This window comes from Celeribacter sp. (assembly GCF_048270365.1).
Taxonomy (GTDB): domain Bacteria; phylum Pseudomonadota; class Alphaproteobacteria; order Rhodobacterales; family Rhodobacteraceae; genus Celeribacter.
Genome location: NZ_JBLWTA010000009.1, coordinates 57,072 through 73,455, shown reverse-complemented (window position 1 = coordinate 73,455; position 16,384 = coordinate 57,072). Strand labels below are relative to the sequence as shown.

The following is a 16,384-nucleotide window of genomic DNA, read 5'->3' as shown; positions in this document are numbered from 1 at the left end:
GGTTCACTCCGCCGCTTGAGCGACGCTCAGGCGGGTGTCCTTCGGCGCACGGGAGCGCAGGAACACGCGGGTCGCCATGTCTTCTAATTCGTGACGCAGGCGGTCGGCCACGGCCTCGAAACCGGTGAAGGCGATGGAGGCGGGGATGGCGACGGCCATACCGGCGGCGGTGGTCAGAAGGGCTTCCCAAATGCCGCCCGCAAGCATCGCAGGATCGGCTTTGGCACCGGCTTCTTGCAGGGTTTGGAAGGCGGAAATCATGCCCAAAACGGTGCCCAGCAGACCCAAAAGCGGGGCGATCGTGGCAATCAACTCCAACGGGCGCAGGGCGGCACGCGTACGCTCCAAGTCTTTCTTGGCGAGACGCGTGGTCTCAGCCTCTGCTGCAGCATCGTCAAAGGCGGCGTTTTCATGCGCCTCGAAGGCCTCGCGCAGGAACCGCGAGCGCAGGCCCTTGCGTCCAGCCAGCACGTCGCGCGCGGAAGCGCTCTCGCCGTCCGCCCAAAGCGTCAAGGCGCGTTCGCTGACCGCCCGGCTGCGCCATGCGCCCAGATAGGCCAAATCCCAAACCTTCCAGAGGATCAACGCAAGGGTGATTACCGACAGCGCCGCAATGGCCCAGATCGACGGGCCACCTTGGGCGAGAAAATCGAACAGAGTTGAGAAGAGAGCCGAATCATCCATGTCAGTCACCATACAATGCGTGTAGCTGGCTGATCCATTCAGCTGGCGTTTGGCCCCGGATAAATTATCCTAGTCTTTTAGTCAAGTTACCTCCCTCATTCCCGACTGAGCGCCACCACCGGGTCGAGCCGTGCCGCATTGCGCGCCGGAAGGAACCCGAAGGTGATGCCAATGAGGGTCGAGGACAGGAAGGCTACGACAATTGCTGTGGTCGAAAAACTGAGCCGGATGCTTGAGGCGAATTCCTCGATCAGATAGCCGCCTGTCAGCGCACCGAGGATGCCCAAAATGCCGCCCACGAAACAGACCATCACTGCCTCGATCAGGAACTGGCTCACGATGTCGGATCGCCGCGCCCCGATGGCGATCCGCACGCCGATTTCCTTGGTCCGCTCGGTGACGGAGACCAGCATGATGTTCATCACGCCAATGCCGCCCACGACCAGCGAAATCACCGCGATCATCGCCACCAGATAGGTCAGCGTCTCCGTGGTCGAGGTGATGGTTTCGCGGATCGTGTCGGTGTTCGACAGAAAGAAATCCTTGGTCCCGTGGCGCGAGGTCAAGAGCGCAGAAATCTCCGCCTCGGCCAGCGTCATGTCGTAATCATCGGCCACACGCACGCCGATGCTGTCGAGATTGTCCTGACCGGAGACCCGCGCCATCGACGTGGTGTAGGGCACCCAGACGTTGAGCGACGAAGGCCCGAAGGTGGCGCCCGTGGATTGCACGATGCCGATGATCCGCACCGGGACATGGCCCAGAAGGATCACCTCGCCCAGAGGATCGGAATTCGCGCCAAAGAAAGTCTCCTGCGTGTCGGCGTCGATGACGGCGACTTGGGCGTAGCTGTCGACATCATCTTTGGTGAAGACGGAGCCAGAGACGGTTTCATAGGAATGCACTTGGAAATAATCGCCCGACACGCCGTTGATCGCGGCGGAGGCTTCGGTGTTGCGATAGCGCACGGTGGCCGAGGAGGACACGGCAGGCGACACGCTGTCGGCCAGATCCAAAAGTGCCAAAGCCGCCGCATCCGACGGCACAAGGGTTTCGATCCGCCCTTGGTCACGGGCGCCAAACCCCGACCCCGCCCGCACGGTGATCGTGTTGGTGCCCAAGGACGAGATGTTCTCCAGCACTTTTTCCTGAGAACCATTACCCAAAGCCACGACCAGCACCACGGAAGCAATGCCGATGATGATGCCCAGCATGGTCAAAAAAGACCGCGTGCGATGGGCCAACATGGCCTTGAGCGAAATGTTGAACGCTTCGACCAACCGCCGCAGACCGGCGCCGAAACCGCCGCGATCCGCGCTCTGGCGTGACCATTGGGCGGTTGGAACAGAGGTGTCCTCTTTGCGCGTGTCGGAAATGATCCGCCCGTCGCTGATCTCGACGATCCGATGCGCGTGCGCCGCGACATTCGGATCATGCGTGACCATGACGATGGTGTGACCTTTGGCGTTCAATTCCAAAAGCAGATTGATCAGGTCCTCGCCGCTTTTGGTATCGAGCGCGCCGGTGGGCTCATCGGCGAGGATCACTTCGCCACCGTTCATCAAGGCGCGGGCGACGGAGACCCGCTGTTGCTGCCCCCCCGACAATTCGGACGGCCGGTGATCGAGGCGGGTGTCGAGGCCCAACTGTTCCAAGAGTTCTTTGGCGTGATCACGTCGGGCCGCGCGGCTGGCACCGGCGTAGATCGCGGGCACTTCGACATTGCCGACCGCATCGAGATCAGAAAGCAATTGATAGCGCTGAAAGATGAACCCGAAATGCTCGCGCCGGAGCTGTGCCAACTCATCGGGGCTCAGATCGCTCACATCCTTGCCGTTGAATGCATACTGCCCGGCGCTGGCGCGATCGAGGCAGCCGAGGATGTTCATCAGCGTCGATTTGCCGGAGCCGGAGGTGCCTATGATGGCAACCATTTCGCCGGGATAAATGTCGATGTCGACGTCACGCAGCACGGTGATGGTTTCATCCCCCGCCTGAAAGGATCGGCTGATGCCACGGGCGGAAATAAGCGGCTCTGTCATCTTAGAACATCCTTCCCGGACCCATGCGGGTGTTGCCGGAGGTGTTCACGGAGACGGCCCCGCCGGTGACCACCAGATCGCCTTCGTTGAGACCAGAGACGATCTCTGCCGTGACCTTATTGTTCAGACCGACCTCGACCTGACGGGCTTCGCGCGTGTTGTCGCCCTCGTCGTAAATCTCGACCATATAATAGCCCTCCGGCGTGCTGCTGAGCGCCGACGACGGAACGGTCAACACATCGACCGCCTCGTCCAACACGATGGACACCTCGGTCGTCATGCCGATGCGCAACAGATGGTCGGGGTTATCCACTTCCAACCGTCCGTTGTAGTAAATCGCCTCATCCGTGCTGATCGTGTCGCTGTCTTCGATCTCGGAGGGCGCTGGCTCAACGTCACGCACGGTGGCCTCAAACGCCTTGTTCGGCTCGCCCAGAATGGAAAACCGCACATTTTGCCCCGGCGCGACATGCACCACGTCGGCCTCGGAAATCTCCGCCTTGACGATCATGTTGTCGAGATTGGCGAGTTTCACGATGGTCGGCGCATCGGTACTGGCGTTCACCGTCTGACCCGCATCGACCACCACGGCCACCACCGTCCCGGCAATGGGCGCGGTGACTTTCGTGCGATCGAGCGCGATCTGGGCGGTGGAGACCTTGACCTCGGCACTGGATTTCTGCGCGTTCAGGGCGTCGAGTTCGGCGGTGTAGACCTCAAGCGTCGCCTCGGCCGCCTCGACATCCTCCTGCGAGGCATAGTTTTGCGCATGCAGGCTGGTGACCCGTGTCAGGCTCAGTTCCGCCTGTTTGATATTGGCGCGTTTCGCGGCAATCTGCGCCTCGATATTGGCAAGGTCCGCCTGCGCCTGCAAAAGGTCGTTTTGCTGATCTTCGCTGTCGATCTGCGCGATCAAATCGCCCGCATCCACCGCGTCCCCCAAGCTCACGGCCAGTTCCTCGATCTGGCCAGAGGTGCGCGCGCCGACGCTCACCAACTGGCTCGCCTCGATCACGCCGGAGGCCAGCACGGTTTCCTGCACCGTCCCGCGTGTCGCGCGTGCGGTTTGCGGGATGACCGCATCATCTTCACCGGACAATTGCGTCCAGCCGACAAATCCGACCACAACAACGAGGGCCAAACCTAAGAGACGAAACGGCGTTTTCATGAAAGTCCTTTCACGGCCCGAATGGCCCGACAACATCAGCGATCAGAGTAATGATACGGATGTAAGTCGGCTTTCCGTCGCGACCAGACGACAAAATGCCGCCGAGCACATGACCCGACGGCATCTAGCAAAGTCTTCCTATGTCAGTCTGTGATCACTCCACGGCGCGCAATTGTGCCACGGGTTCAAAGGTTTCCTCATAGTGATCCAGCTCCGCCTCATACCAAGCCGTGCCTCGCGTGGCCCCGCCCAAAGCGCGGAACAACTCGGCCTCGGCGGTCGCGGGCAAAAGCGCGTTGAAGACGTCCCAACCGGAGGCCTCGGGGTGCGCATCAAAGCCAAGCACCTGCCCCTTGAGCCCGGTGATCAGCGGCATCAGCCCGCCAGAGTAGACGCTCGGCACATGGATTGCGATCTTGTCGATGGGTTGAAGCACCACAGGTTTGCAGCCCGCCAGCGCCTCGCGCACCGCCGATTTCGCCGCCGTGCGGAAGGCATAATCGGAGCTGTCCACAGCATGGTGTTTGCCATCTGTGAGCGTCACTTTGACATCCACGACCGGCAGGCCATTCGGCCCCTCGGCCAGCGCGTCGCGCACCCCCGCCTCGACCGCCGACATGTAATTGCGCGGCACGGCGCCGCCTTTGACGATCTCCTCAAAAACAAACCCTGCGCCACGGGCCAGAGGTGCCACCTCGATCACCACATCGGCGAATTGCCCGGCACCACCGGATTGTTTGCGGTGACGATAATGGGTGCCGCCTACGGTTTGAATGGTTTCGCGCAGGGCGGGCGGGATCGGTTGCATGACCACCGCGACGCCGAAAACTTCGCTGAGTTTTTCAACCACGCGGCGTTCGTGAAGCTGGCCTTGGGTGGCGAGGATGGTTTTGCCGGAATGCGGGTCCTGTTCCACCGCCAGCCCCGGATCAATCTCCGCCAGTTTGCCCAGCGCCGTCGACAAGCGCGCTTCGTCGCGTTCGTTTTCCGGGCTCAGAAGTACGCGATTTTTCGGTTTGTGTGGCACGGCCCAATCGGGCGTATCAATCGCACCATCCGCGCCATAGATCGGCGCACGCAGCGCGAGGTGATCGGTTTTGACCGTCAGAGCAACTTCGCCGGGCGCGAGATCCGCGACGGGTGTTTTCGTGTCGATGTCGACAAGCGACCCAATCGCCGCGCCCATCAAATCAGAACCGGGTTTGAGCGTCTCACCGACAGCCCGGATCAACACCGTCTTGCCAAGGTGTTTGACCTGATCGGCAAAAATGCCCACGGCCACAGGCGTCTCGCCAAAGCGATCTGTGAGCGCCTCGACCCCCGGCACCTCGTGGCGCAGGCTTTTCATCAGACGCGTCAGCCCGTTCGCCTTCGCCGCAGACCCTAGGAAAGCCGGGATGAGGTCGTGATGTTGCAGCACCTTGGTGGCGACATCGTAAAGCTCATCGGACATCGGTTTTCGGTCTTCGATCAATTCTTCCAACAGATGATCGTCGAAATCGGAGAGATGTTCCAAAAGCTCGGCGCGGGCTTCCTCTTCGCGGGCGCGGGCGCTGTCGGGCATTTCCACCAGAGCGGAGCGTTCGCCCTCTTTAAAGGCCCAGGCGCGTTCGGAAATCAGATCGACCATGCCGGTGATCTCGCCGCCTTCGCGGATCGGCACTTCGCGCAGCACGATCCCGTGCGCGGAATAGGTTTGCAGAGCGGCGGCGATCTCGGCGGTGCGGTCGGTGGCGGCGTCGATCTTGTTGATGAAAATCATCGTCGGCAGGCCGGAGGCCTCCAAGAGGCGCAGGTAGGGCGCGGCCAGAACGGCGGCCTCGGCTTCGGCGGGCACACAGAGCACGGCGGCGTCACTGACGGCCAGAGCGGAACCTGCCTGCGCCAACCCTTCGGCGCCGCCGGGGCAATCGAGCATCGCCCAGTCTTGATCGAGGTAATGGAACCGGGTCACTGCGGTCTCGCCGAACAGGCGCAGGCTTTGGGACGTGCCTGCATCCAGCCCGGCGAGCGCCGCAGCGAGGGAGGATTTGCCGGATTGTGACGGCCCGAGAATGGTGACGGTTTTCATGACATCTGTCTCCCGATCTGTTGCAAGCGCCCGAGTTTGCGGGCGCTGTCCGGGAGTCACTATAGGACCCGCGCGCTTCTCGACCTTGGCTCAGGTCAAGTTGCACCGGGTTTTGTCACGATTTCGCCCTCTCCCGGTAGTCTTGCACGGCGAAATCGATCAAAGCGCGGACTTTACGAGGCAAGGTGCGGCCTTCGAGATAGACGATGCTGATCGGATGGGTGGCGCCTTTGAAGTCTGGCAAAAGCTGCACCAGCCGCCCCGCGTCCAGATCGTCGCCCAAGATGAACGGCGGGCAAAAGGCGATGCCTTCGCCCCGCCGCGCCAGATCGCGGGTCACACGGGCGCTGTTGACGGTAAAGCGCGAGGGCACCTGCACGGTCAGATCGCGGCCCTCATGGACAAAGCCCCAGCGCGACGGATTGCGTCGGTTGCTGTCGATGATGCAGGTGTGGTTTTGCAGATCATCGGGATGCGTCGGCGCCTCATGTTTCGCGAGATATTCGGGCGAGGCGACCACGACGGATTGCAGCTCGCCGATCTTGCGGGATTTGAGCGCGGAGACGTCCGGCATGCCAATGCGAAAGGCCAGATCAATGCCGTCGGAGGCGAGATCGACAAAGGCGTCGCTCAGCCGCAAATCCAGCACCAGATCAGGATGCGGCGCGGCGAAACGGCTGAGCAGGTCCTTCACATAGACCTCGCCGAAGGTCACAGGCGCGGAGATGCGCAGCGTGCCGGAGAAGCCCCGCGTGTCTTCGGTGACAGCACTCAGCATGTCGTCCATCTCATCAAGCAAAGCGGGGGCGCGGGCCAAAAGGTCCTCGCCCGAGGCGGTCAGCCCGACCCTGCGTGTGGTGCGCTGCAACAAGCGGACGCCAAGGCGCTCTTCGAGCTCCGCGACATATTTCGAAGTCAGGCGGTTGGACATACCAAGCCGTTCGGCCGCCCCCGTGAAGGACCCGGTTTCCGCCGTCGCCACAAAGGCCCGCAAGCCGTCGATCAAATCCATATCTGCCGCCCTACTTTCATTAGGAACAAAATGGGTAAAGTCATTCTACATCTTCGCCATTTTATTCCTGAGCCGCAAGGGGCATCTTTGGATCAACGCAAAACACAGCGCGTCAGCAAAAGCGGCACAGGCCGGGACGCCACAATCGGACCTGCCCTCGGACCAGGGGCAGGCCACACAAAGGAAGAACTGATGATCGACCAGAAAACCGCTCCCTACGCCGCCCTGCTTCTGCGCCTGACCACGGGCGCGCTGTTTTTGTCCCACGGGCTGACGAAGTTCTTCGTCTTCACCCCCGCAGGCACCGCCGGCTTTTTCGAAAGCCTCGGCCTGCCCGGGTGGCTCGGCATCCTGACCATGATCGCAGAGATCGCGGGCGGTCTTGCCCTGATCCTCGGCATCGCGACGCGGCTTGTGTCCGCGGCCCTCATCTTTCCGCTTCTCGGCGCCGTGATCTTTGCCCATTGGGGCAACGGCTTTGGCTTTGCCAACACAGGCGGCGGCTGGGAATACCCGGCGATGTGGGCACTGGTGCAGGCCGCTTTGGCTCTGTTGGGGGACGGTGCATATGCGCTTTACCCGCTGAAACGCGAATAAACACAAAGACTGTGGGGGCGCCGTGTCTTTCCCGGCGCGGCCTCGCACCCTAATCTAAGACATCAGCCTCTGAAAGGAGACGGCCATGAGCATTGCACAGCAACTTCAACGGCTCAAAGACAGCCTCAAATCTTCCGACCGGATGCCGGTGGTCTTTCTGGGCCACGGCAGCCCGATGAACGCCATCGAGGACAACGACTATTCCCGCAGCTGGAAGAAACTGGGCGAGACCCTGCCCCAGCCGCAGGCCATTCTCGTGGTTTCCGCACATTGGATGACCCGTGGCTCGACCTTGGTGAACGTTTCGAAAATGCCGAAGACGATCCACGATTTTTACGGCTTCCCGGACGAGTTGTTCGCCCAGCAATACCCCGCCCCCGGCGCGCCTGAGGTGGCCCAAGAGGTGATCAGCCTTTTGGCCAGCCACCACGCCGAAGGCGATGACACCTGGGGCTTGGATCACGGCGCCTGGTCGGTGCTGAAATTCCTCTACCCGGATGCGGATGTGCCGGTGTTCCAGCTGTCGATCGACATGACCAAGGATCTCGAACATCACCTCGAAATCGGGCAGGCACTGGCCGATCTGCGCAACCGGGGCGTCTTGATCCTTGGCTCCGGCAACATCGTGCACAACCTGCGCGCCATGCGCTATGGCTCGACGCCCTACGATTGGGCGCTGGATTTCGATGGGCTGTTCACCGACCGCCTTCAGGCGCGTGACCATAAAACCATCACGGATCGCGCCGGTCTCGGCAACCTGTTGAAAATGGCGCACCCTTCGGTGGATCACTACCTTCCGGCGCTGACCATCGCGGGCGCGTCTGATGCGAAAGACGAATTGTTGTTCATGAACGACTCGATCGACATCGGCTCGGTCTCCATGCGCAGCTTTATCTACTACTAAGGAGTTTGACATGCTTGTTGACGGAACATGGTCCAAAAGCTGGGACCCGGTACAAAAATCCGACGCCAAAGGCCGTTTCGTTCGGCAAGTGTCGAGCTTTCGCAACTGGATCACCCCGGACGGCTCTGCGGGGCCGACCGGGGAAGGCGGATACAAGGCGGAAGCCGGGCGCTATCGGCTTTACGTCGCTTTCATCTGCCCCTGGGCCTCGCGCACGCTGATCGCGCGCAAATTGAAAGGTCTCGAAGACTACATCTCCGTGACCGTGGTGAACCCGGTGATGACCGATCAGGGCTGGCAATTCGGTGGCTATGACGGGGCCGACGAGGACCCTTTGTTCGGCGCCACCTATATCCACGAATTGTACACCCGCGCCGATCCGCATGTGTCGGGCCGCGCCACAGTGCCGGTTTTGTGGGACACCAAGACGAACACCATCGTCAATAACGAGAGCGCCGACATCGTGCGGATGTTCGACACGGCGTTCGAGCACCTCGTGCCCTCCGATCTGCGGCTTTATCCCGACGATCTGGCGGCAGACATAGATGCGCTCAATCCGGTGATCTACGACACCCTGAACAACGGCGTCTACAAGGCCGGCTTTGCGACCTCGCAGGAGGCCTATGACGAAGCCGTCGCGGGCGTGTTTGACATGCTGGAGAATCTGGAAGGCCGTCTGACCGGGGATTACCTCTTTGGCGACCGGATCACGGAAACCGACATTCGCACCTTCGTGACGCTGATCCGGTTCGATGCCGCCTATCACGGCGTGTTCAAATGTAACCTGAAACAGATCAAGGATTACCCGCGCCTGACGGCCTATATGGAGCGCATCTATCGCCTGTCGGGTGTGGCCGAAACGGTGAATATGGACCACATCACGCGGGGTTATTACTCGATCAAGGCGCTCAATCCGAACCGCATCCGCCCGACGGGTCCGGCGCATATCGAAGCGCTGATCGCATCCGTTTAAAGCGTGATTTAAGCGGGCGCGTCTTCGAGCGGGATGACGTCCACGGCCTGTTGGGTCCTGTGCCCACCGGCCGAGCGCACGGCACCTTTGACGGGTGCCACGTCGCCGTAATCCCGGCCATGACCGATGGTGATATAATCCGTCCCGGCGAACTGATCGTTCGTCGGGTCGAATTCAATCCAGCCCACCTGTTTGCCGACCCAAGCCCGCACCCAGGCATGCATGGCATCGGCCCCTTCGAGCCGCGGTTGCCCGGGCGGCGGGAAGGTGCGCAGAAAACCCGAGACATAGCCCGCCGGAATGCCGATCCCCCTAAGGGCGGCGATCATAATATGGGCGAAGTCCTGACAGACCCCATGCCGGTTCTCAAACGCCACCTCGGGCGGCGTGTCGACATCCGTGGCCTTCGGGTCGAAGCGCATGTCGCGATTGAGCGCGCGACCGATCGCCTCGACGGCTTTGAGCGCCGTCACCCCCTCGCCCGCATCCCTGAGACAGTCCCAGCCATAGTCCGTGATCTTCGGCGACAGGGCGACGCGCGGCGAGGCGGCAAGGAAATGATGCGGCGCGTCCGGCGCCAATGATTTCAATGCGAGAATTTCGGCCCGCAACTCTTCCAGAGGCGGAGAGAGATCGAACAGCGAGGCGGGTTCAAAGCGCTCGATCTGGGCGGTGAGCTGCATCGAGATGGCATCAATCGGATGATGCCAGGCGACCATGCTCATCTCATTGCCGAAAAAATCCCAGCCATCACGGCGTTCGTCGGGGCGCGGCAGAATGGTCAGCAACCTTTGACGCACCTGCTGCACGCCATCGACATTCGAGGGCAACAGCCGCAGGATATTGCGCGTCCGATCCGAAGCCGCATCATAGCTATAGTCAATGGTCAGGCTGAGATCATATAGCATCGCTCACCTCAGATAGATCGTCGAGACCAGATCCGACACTTTCGCCAGATCGGCCCGCACGCCCATGAGATACGCCGTCGTCACCTCTTCGGGACGGGCACAGGTCAGCCGCGCCTCCAAAGGCAGGATCGCGCGCAGCAATTCAGACGGGCGACCATGCAGTTCCGCCTGCGGCAAGGCCTCGGCATGTTTGCGCATCTGGCGGATCAGAAACAGGATCGCGCGCGGGTTATCGGCATCCAATGCCAAAAGATCGACCACGGTATTGCGGCTGGTCTCCACGCGGTAGCGGCGCTGATGGGTGATGATGGAGTCGCCCACTTCGACCGCCAAATCGAGCGAACCTTCGGGCGCCGCACTGTCGGCAAATTCCGCCAGCAAAGCCGCCATCGCATCGGCACGCTCCAACTCCCGCCCAAGGCTCAGGAACCGCCACCCCGCAGAGCGATACATGTTCTCATGCACAAGCCCCGTGATGCCCGCGATCTTGCGGATCAAGACAGAGGTCGCCCGCGCGCAATCGTCACCGGGCTGCGCGGTCGCCGTCATCCGCATCGCGGTTTGCAACAGATCGTTGAGCGCCGACAGGCCGTCAGCAGAAAACCGGTCTCGCACCTTGGTGGCACAGCCCCGCGCCGCGATGATCCGCTCGATGAGCGCCTCGGGCAGGGTCTGTTTCAGGTCGATGCCAAAGCCCAAAAGGTAATCTCGCAGCGCCTTCAGGCGCGGATCGTTGCGGTTGTCCGTCGCCGCCAGCCGCAGGTGATAGGCCCGCACCAGACGCGCCGCGTCTTCGAACCGCTCCACATAGCGGCCCAGCCAATAGAGATTGTCCGCCGCACGCGACGGCAAAAGGCCGGGGCTTGTCCGCAGGTAAGAAACGCTCTCCTCTTGTCGCGGTCCGGTTTTCGGCAAAGGCCGGTCGGACACGACCCAAACGTCCGCCACAGACCCGCCACGCTGCATCGCAAGCGCCGTCGCATCTCCAGAACGGCCAATCCGAGCATAGCCGCCCTTCATGAATTGCCAGCCGGAGGGCGTGCGCGCAGCAAAGACCCGCACGGTCATCGGGCGGGGCACCAAGGAGCCGCCCTCTTCGCCGTCTTCCCAAGTCGGCGTTGTCGAGAGCGTTACCGCCTCCTGGCCGACCAGCTTGTCGCCCTCGCGGTCCAACCAATCCGCAATCGAACTCATGGCCGTGCCACGGAACTCGCCGCCCAGCGCCGTGGTGGCCCCGAGATCGAAAGGCAGGTCCACCGCATGCGCCGGACTGATCAGCATGTTCTGAGCATTGTCGCGCACATAAGCGCGCTCCGTCGCGCCGCCACACCACCATGTCGCGATGTTCGGCAGCTTGAGCCGCTCGCCCAACAGCACCTCGCTGATCCGCGGCAGAAAGGCCATCATCGCGCGCATTTCCAACACGCCGGACCCCAAAGCATTGGCCATCGCCAGATGCCCGGTCCGCACGGCTTCCATCAGGCCGGGTGTGCCGATCTGGGAGCGCGCATTGAATTCCAGCGGATCGGCAAAGCTCGCATCGATCCGGCGCCACAGCATCCCCAGAGGCCTCAGCCCCTCGATGGTGCGCACCATGGCCTCGCCATTTTCGACCACGATGTCCTCGCCTTCGAGCAGCATCATCCCGAGGTAGCGCGCGATATAGGTGTGTTCGTAGTACGTGTCGTTCGACGGCCCCGGCGTCATGATCCCGGCGACATGCGGATGCTTGAACGATGCACTCGCCAGCTCTTCCATCGAATCCCGAAACGCGCTGAAGAAGCCCGCGAGTTTGTGGATATGTGCGCGCGGGAAACGTTCCGGGAAAATCCGCCCCGTCGCCATCCGGTTCTCAAGCGCAAAGCCCGCCCCCGAGGGCGCCTGCGTCCGGTCGCCCAAAACGAACCATGAGCCATCGGGAGAGCGCCCGATCTCGAAAGCCAGAAAATGCAGGTAGTGCCCGCCCTTCGGCTGAACCCCCACCATCGGGCGCAGCCATTGCGGCGAGCGGGCGATCAGGTCTGCGGGCAAATGTCCGTCGCTGACCAATTGCGCAGGGCCGTAGAGATCGGCCATGACGCGCTCCAACAAGTCCGCGCGTTGGGACAGACCCGCACAAATATGCTCCCACTCCAGCTCATGCAGGATCACCGGGATATGGCTCAGCGGCCAGGCGCGTTCGGTCAGCGGATCGTTGGAATATTGTCGGTAAAACACGCCCGCATCGCGCAAATACTGATCGCCGCGCTCGAACCGCGCACGAATTTCCTCGGGCGAGAGCCGCGAGAACCGATCGACAAAGCGCCGCCAGACGGGCCGCATCTGGCCCGTGGCGTCAAAAAGCTCGTCGGCCACATCCGGGCTTTGCGGGTAGTCTGCAAAGAGATCCGAATGAGCGGAGCCTGAGATCAGGCGCTGCGACATGGTGTGTCCGTGGTCCTTGGTGATGTTCAGACAAGCCCAATGGGCCGTCTGAGGTCAAGCGTCAAGGGAAACTCCGGGTGCGGCACTTCGGTTCCGGGCGTATAGCTTCCGGGGGTGTGACCATAGGGTTCGAACCGCGCCAGACGTCGGGCTTCGGCCTCGTTGCCATTCACCGGGAAGGTGTCATAGCTCCGCCCGCCGGGGTGCGCGACATGGTAGGTACAGCCCGCAATGGGCCGCCCCGTCCAGTCGTCATAGATGTCGAAATGCAAGGGCGCATTGACCGGCAAAACCGGGTGCAGCGCCTCTGGCGGTTGCCAGGCCTTGAACCGGACACCGGCGACCGACACGCCGGAGGTCTGGGTTTTGGCCAGGGGCACGGGTCTTTGGTTACACATGATGCGATAGCGGTCCTGATGCAGCGTCGTCATCTTGACCTGAAGCCGCTCGACCGAGCTGTCCGTGTAGCGCACCGTGCCGCCGATGGCGCCGGTTTCGCCCAGCACATGCCAAGGTTCAAGCGCTTGGCGCACTTCAAGATGCACGCCTTCCGCCTCGATCTGACCGCAGAAGGGAAAACGGAATTCGGCCTGCGCCTTGAACCACTCGGGGTCCATCTCGAAGCCATGATGTTTGAGGTCCGAGAGAAGCGACAAGAGGTCTTCCCACAGGTAATGCGGCAACATGAAACGGTCGTGCAACACCGTGCCCCAGCGCACCGGCTTGCCCTCCACCGGCGCATTCCAACAGCGCGCGATGATGGCGCGCAGGAGGAGTTGTTGAGCCAAAGACATGCGCGGGTCCGGCGGCATCTCAAAGCCGCGGAATTCGACCAAACCCAGACGCCCGGTCGGCCCGTCGGGAGAGAACAGCTTGTCGATGCAAATCTCGGCTCGGTGGGTGTTACCCGTGACATCCGTGAGCATGTTTCTAAGCAGACGGTCCACGAGCCACGCGGGCGGCATGGCGGCCTCGGACGGAGACTTGATCTGCGACAGGGCAATTTCCAGCTCGTAGAGCGTGTCATGCCGCGCCTCGTCGATGCGCGGGGCTTGAGATGTCGGACCGATAAAGAGGCCAGAGAACAGGTAGGACAAGGACGGGTGACGTTGCCAGATCAGGATCAGCGACTTGAGCAAATCAGGGCGACGCAGGAACGGCGAGTCCGAGGGCGTCGCGCCGCCGACCACAACGTGGTTGCCGCCACCCGTGCCGGTGTGACGCCCGTCGATCATGAATTTGTCGGCCCCGAGACGTGACTGGCGCGCCTCTTCATAGATCGCCTCGGTCGTCGCCACACAGTCGTCCCAGCTATGCGCCGGATGGATGTTCACCTCGATCACGCCCGGATCGGGGGCCACGCGGATCACATTCAAGCGCGGATCTTCGGGGGGAGAATAGCCCTCCACGTGGATCGGCAAGCCAAGCTCCGCGGCGGTTTCTTCGGCAGTCGTCAAAAGTTCGAGGTAATCTTCGAGCGTCTCACAGGGCGGCATGAACAGACATAGGCGTCCATCGCGCGGCTCAACCGCAATGGCGGTGCGCACCTCGCTTTTGGAGGGATCAATGCCCTGCCCGATCAGCGCCTGTCTCTCCGTCTCGTCGCGTTGCGCCTCAGACACCGGCTGAGTGTGCTCTTTTGATGTTTCTGGCAGAATATCTGCCTTTTCCTTCGCCTCCTTTGCTTCCGCCGCGACTTCTTCAGCCGCAAGTCTCGCGATTTCCTCTTCGATCTTTTTGCGGCGTTCCGTCACTTCGGCATGAAAGTCCGGCAAGGGCGCATGGTCGATCATCGGATCGGCCGGATAGGAATAGGGAAAGGACGCCGGCGGGATATGCGGCAAAGCACCGAGCGGCAGGCGAAAGCCCACAGGGCTATCGCCGGGCACGAGGAACAGATGCCCGCGCCGGGTTTTCCAGACTTCGGACAGCCAACGCGACCGGGCTTTCGATTGCCACCGCTGAATCGGCAGCACATAGCCAGAGGCTTCCGTCAGGCCGCGTTCAAACACGCGGGCATAGCGTGCGCGATCCTCGGGGTTCTTGAGCTTGGAATTCTCTGGCGTCACGTTGTCCGGCAGAAGGGATTCTTTCAAAATCCACTCTCCAGGATCCTCATAGGCGGGCTGGGCACAGACCGGATCAACGCCGAGGTTCTGGGCGAAACGGGTCATAAAATCGCCCGCCTCTTTGGCGCCCGCACGGGTCGGGACCTTTTCCTTGGCGATCAAATCGGGGTTCTTCCACACGGGTTTGCCATCGCGACGCCAGTACAAAGAAAAAGTCCAACGCGGCAGGCTTTCGCCCGGATACCATTTGCCCTGCCCATAATGCAGGAACCCGCCGGGGGCGAAACGATTGCGCAAGCGTCGGATCATCTCATCGGCCAGCGCACGTTTTTGCGGGCCGACGGCGGCGGTGTTCCATTCGTCGCTCTCAAAGTCGTCGATGGAAACAAAGGTCGGCTCGCCGCCCATGGTCAGGCGCACGTCACCTTCTTTCAGGGACTCGTCCACCTTGTGACCCAGCGCGTTGAGTCGGTCCCAGCTTTCCTCGGAAAAAGGTTTTGTGATCCGGGGATGTTCAGCGACACGCTTGATCTGCATGTCGAAATCGAAGGACACCTCGGGCGTGCCGACCGAAGAGAACCCGCCCGCAATGGGAGCGGCGTTTTGATAATGCGGCGTGGCGGCCAGCGGAATGTGGCTTTCTCCGGTCAAAAGCCCGGAGGTCGGATCAAGCCCGATCCAGCCCGCACCGGGCAGGAAGACCTCGCACCAGGCGTGCAGATCGGTGAAATCATGATCCGTGCCAGACGGCCCATCGAGGGCCTCGAGATCGGGTTTAAGCTGAATGAGATAGCCGGAGACAAAGCGCGCGGCAAAGCCCAGGTGACGCAGCACCTGAACGAGCAACCACGAGCTGTCTCGGCAAGACCCCGATTTCTTCTCAAGGGTTTCATCCGGCGTCTGCACCCCCGGCTCCATGCGGATCGTGTAATCGACATAATCGGAAATCCGGGCGTTAAGGCCGACAAGGAAATCGACCGTGCGGGTTTCCCTGAAATCAATCGAGCCTACAAATTGCGCCAAAAGCGGGCCTTCGGGTTCGGGGGTGCGATAAATCACCAGATCGTTTTTCAACTCGTCGGGATATTCAAACGGCCAGTGCTCGGCGCTTTCCTCGACAAAGAAATCAAACGGGTTGTAGACGGTCATATCCGCGACCAGATCGACCTCGATCTTGAACTCGCGCACCGGCTCCGGAAAGACGAACCGGGACTGCCAGTTGCCATAGGGGTCTTGCTGGTGGTTCACGAAATGAGTGGCTGGGGTCACTTTAAGCGAATGCGAGATCACCCGCGTGCGCGAATGCGGCGCCGGGCGCAGGCGGATGATTTGCGGCCCAAGCTCGACATTGCGGTCGTATTTGTAATGCGTGACGTGGTGGATCGATGCGTAAATCGCCATGTGTCTGACTGCGCCCTTTTCCCTGATCTTCAGATGCAGGCTACAGGGGCTGTTTCAGAGCTTCACGGGCAAAACGGTCGCACCCTCACAAATGCGGCCTCTCTTCGAGCAGTTCGCCCGTTTTTTCATCA

Annotated in this window: 11 protein-coding genes; 3 read left to right on the top strand and 8 right to left on the bottom strand. The window is 61.5% G+C overall.

From position 1 onward, the window contains the following. Window positions 1–3: 3 nt before the first annotated feature. The 5 genes from ACN0X0_RS13505 to ACN0X0_RS13485 all read right to left on the bottom strand — a co-directional run bounded on the left by ACN0X0_RS13505 (window position 4) and on the right by ACN0X0_RS13485 (window position 6,977). Window positions 4–684 carry a MotA/TolQ/ExbB proton channel family protein gene (locus ACN0X0_RS13505; protein ID WP_417263402.1) on the bottom strand — a complete coding sequence of 227 codons (681 nt, stop codon included), beginning with the start codon at window positions 682–684 and terminating at the stop codon, window positions 4–6. A 95-nt stretch (window positions 685–779) separates the two neighbouring features. Continuing rightward, window positions 780–2,726 carry a MacB family efflux pump subunit gene (locus tag ACN0X0_RS13500; protein WP_417279576.1) on the bottom strand — a complete coding sequence of 649 codons (1,947 nt, stop codon included), beginning with the start codon at window positions 2,724–2,726 and terminating at the stop codon, window positions 780–782. Window position 2,727: 1 nt separating this feature from the next. Further along, entirely contained in the window at window positions 2,728–3,894 is a 1,167-nt protein-coding gene (locus ACN0X0_RS13495) for an efflux RND transporter periplasmic adaptor subunit (protein ID WP_417279575.1), read from the bottom strand. Between the two features lie 154 nt (window positions 3,895–4,048). Next, window positions 4,049–5,965: an elongation factor G gene (locus tag ACN0X0_RS13490; RefSeq protein WP_417279574.1), complete on the bottom strand. Its 1,917-nt coding sequence runs from the start codon at window positions 5,963–5,965 to the stop codon at window positions 4,049–4,051. Between the two features lie 115 nt (window positions 5,966–6,080). Then, window positions 6,081–6,977, bottom strand: a complete 897-nt coding sequence (locus ACN0X0_RS13485) for a LysR family transcriptional regulator (RefSeq protein WP_417279573.1) — start codon at window positions 6,975–6,977, stop codon at window positions 6,081–6,083. A gap of 192 nt (window positions 6,978–7,169) precedes the next feature. Between ACN0X0_RS13485 and ACN0X0_RS13480 the strand changes: the two genes are divergently transcribed. The 3 genes from ACN0X0_RS13480 to ACN0X0_RS13470 all read left to right on the top strand — a co-directional run bounded on the left by ACN0X0_RS13480 (window position 7,170) and on the right by ACN0X0_RS13470 (window position 9,451). After that, a complete protein-coding gene (locus tag ACN0X0_RS13480) occupies window positions 7,170–7,574 on the top strand; it encodes a DoxX family protein (RefSeq protein WP_417279572.1) in 405 nt (134 codons plus the stop codon). 85 nt (window positions 7,575–7,659) lie between these two features. After that, complete coding sequence (gene ygiD / locus ACN0X0_RS13475) at window positions 7,660–8,478, top strand: 4,5-DOPA dioxygenase extradiol (protein WP_417263396.1); 819 nt, start codon at window positions 7,660–7,662, stop codon at window positions 8,476–8,478. A gap of 10 nt (window positions 8,479–8,488) precedes the next feature. Next, entirely contained in the window at window positions 8,489–9,451 is a 963-nt protein-coding gene (locus tag ACN0X0_RS13470) for a glutathione S-transferase family protein (RefSeq protein WP_417279571.1), read from the top strand. 8 nt (window positions 9,452–9,459) lie between these two features. On the opposite strand, the gene ACN0X0_RS13465 is transcribed toward ACN0X0_RS13470, so the two are convergent. The 3 genes from ACN0X0_RS13465 to ACN0X0_RS13455 are packed head-to-tail and all read right to left on the bottom strand — an operon-like array spanning window position 9,460 to window position 16,253. Next, window positions 9,460–10,359: a transglutaminase family protein gene (locus tag ACN0X0_RS13465; protein ID WP_417279570.1), complete on the bottom strand. Its 900-nt coding sequence runs from the start codon at window positions 10,357–10,359 to the stop codon at window positions 9,460–9,462. A gap of 3 nt (window positions 10,360–10,362) precedes the next feature. Then, window positions 10,363–12,783, bottom strand: a complete 2,421-nt coding sequence (locus ACN0X0_RS13460) for a circularly permuted type 2 ATP-grasp protein (RefSeq protein WP_417279569.1) — start codon at window positions 12,781–12,783, stop codon at window positions 10,363–10,365. Between the two features lie 26 nt (window positions 12,784–12,809). Beyond that, a complete protein-coding gene (locus ACN0X0_RS13455) occupies window positions 12,810–16,253 on the bottom strand; it encodes a DUF2126 domain-containing protein (protein ID WP_417279568.1) in 3,444 nt (1,147 codons plus the stop codon). Window positions 16,254–16,384 lie beyond the last annotated feature (131 nt).

What these genes read in the sequence shown, in the direction of transcription:
- ACN0X0_RS13485 (WP_417279573.1), bottom strand. Translation starts at nt 6,977, where the DNA reads ATGGATTTGATCGACGGCTTGCGGGCCTTTGTGGCGACGGCGGAAACC.
- ygiD (WP_417263396.1), top strand. Translation starts at nt 7,660, where the DNA reads ATGAGCATTGCACAGCAACTTCAACGGCTCAAAGACAGCCTCAAATCT.
- ACN0X0_RS13460 (WP_417279569.1), bottom strand. Translation starts at nt 12,783, where the DNA reads ATGTCGCAGCGCCTGATCTCAGGCTCCGCTCATTCGGATCTCTTTGCA.
- ACN0X0_RS13455 (WP_417279568.1), bottom strand. Translation starts at nt 16,253, where the DNA reads ATGGCGATTTACGCATCGATCCACCACGTCACGCATTACAAATACGAC.
- ACN0X0_RS13490 (WP_417279574.1), bottom strand. Translation starts at nt 5,965, where the DNA reads ATGAAAACCGTCACCATTCTCGGGCCGTCACAATCCGGCAAATCCTCC.
- ACN0X0_RS13470 (WP_417279571.1), top strand. Translation starts at nt 8,489, where the DNA reads ATGCTTGTTGACGGAACATGGTCCAAAAGCTGGGACCCGGTACAAAAA.
- ACN0X0_RS13495 (WP_417279575.1), bottom strand. Translation starts at nt 3,894, where the DNA reads ATGAAAACGCCGTTTCGTCTCTTAGGTTTGGCCCTCGTTGTTGTGGTC.
- ACN0X0_RS13505 (WP_417263402.1), bottom strand. Translation starts at nt 684, where the DNA reads ATGGATGATTCGGCTCTCTTCTCAACTCTGTTCGATTTTCTCGCCCAA.
- ACN0X0_RS13480 (WP_417279572.1), top strand. Translation starts at nt 7,170, where the DNA reads ATGATCGACCAGAAAACCGCTCCCTACGCCGCCCTGCTTCTGCGCCTG.
- ACN0X0_RS13465 (WP_417279570.1), bottom strand. Translation starts at nt 10,359, where the DNA reads ATGCTATATGATCTCAGCCTGACCATTGACTATAGCTATGATGCGGCT.
- ACN0X0_RS13500 (WP_417279576.1), bottom strand. Translation starts at nt 2,726, where the DNA reads ATGACAGAGCCGCTTATTTCCGCCCGTGGCATCAGCCGATCCTTTCAG.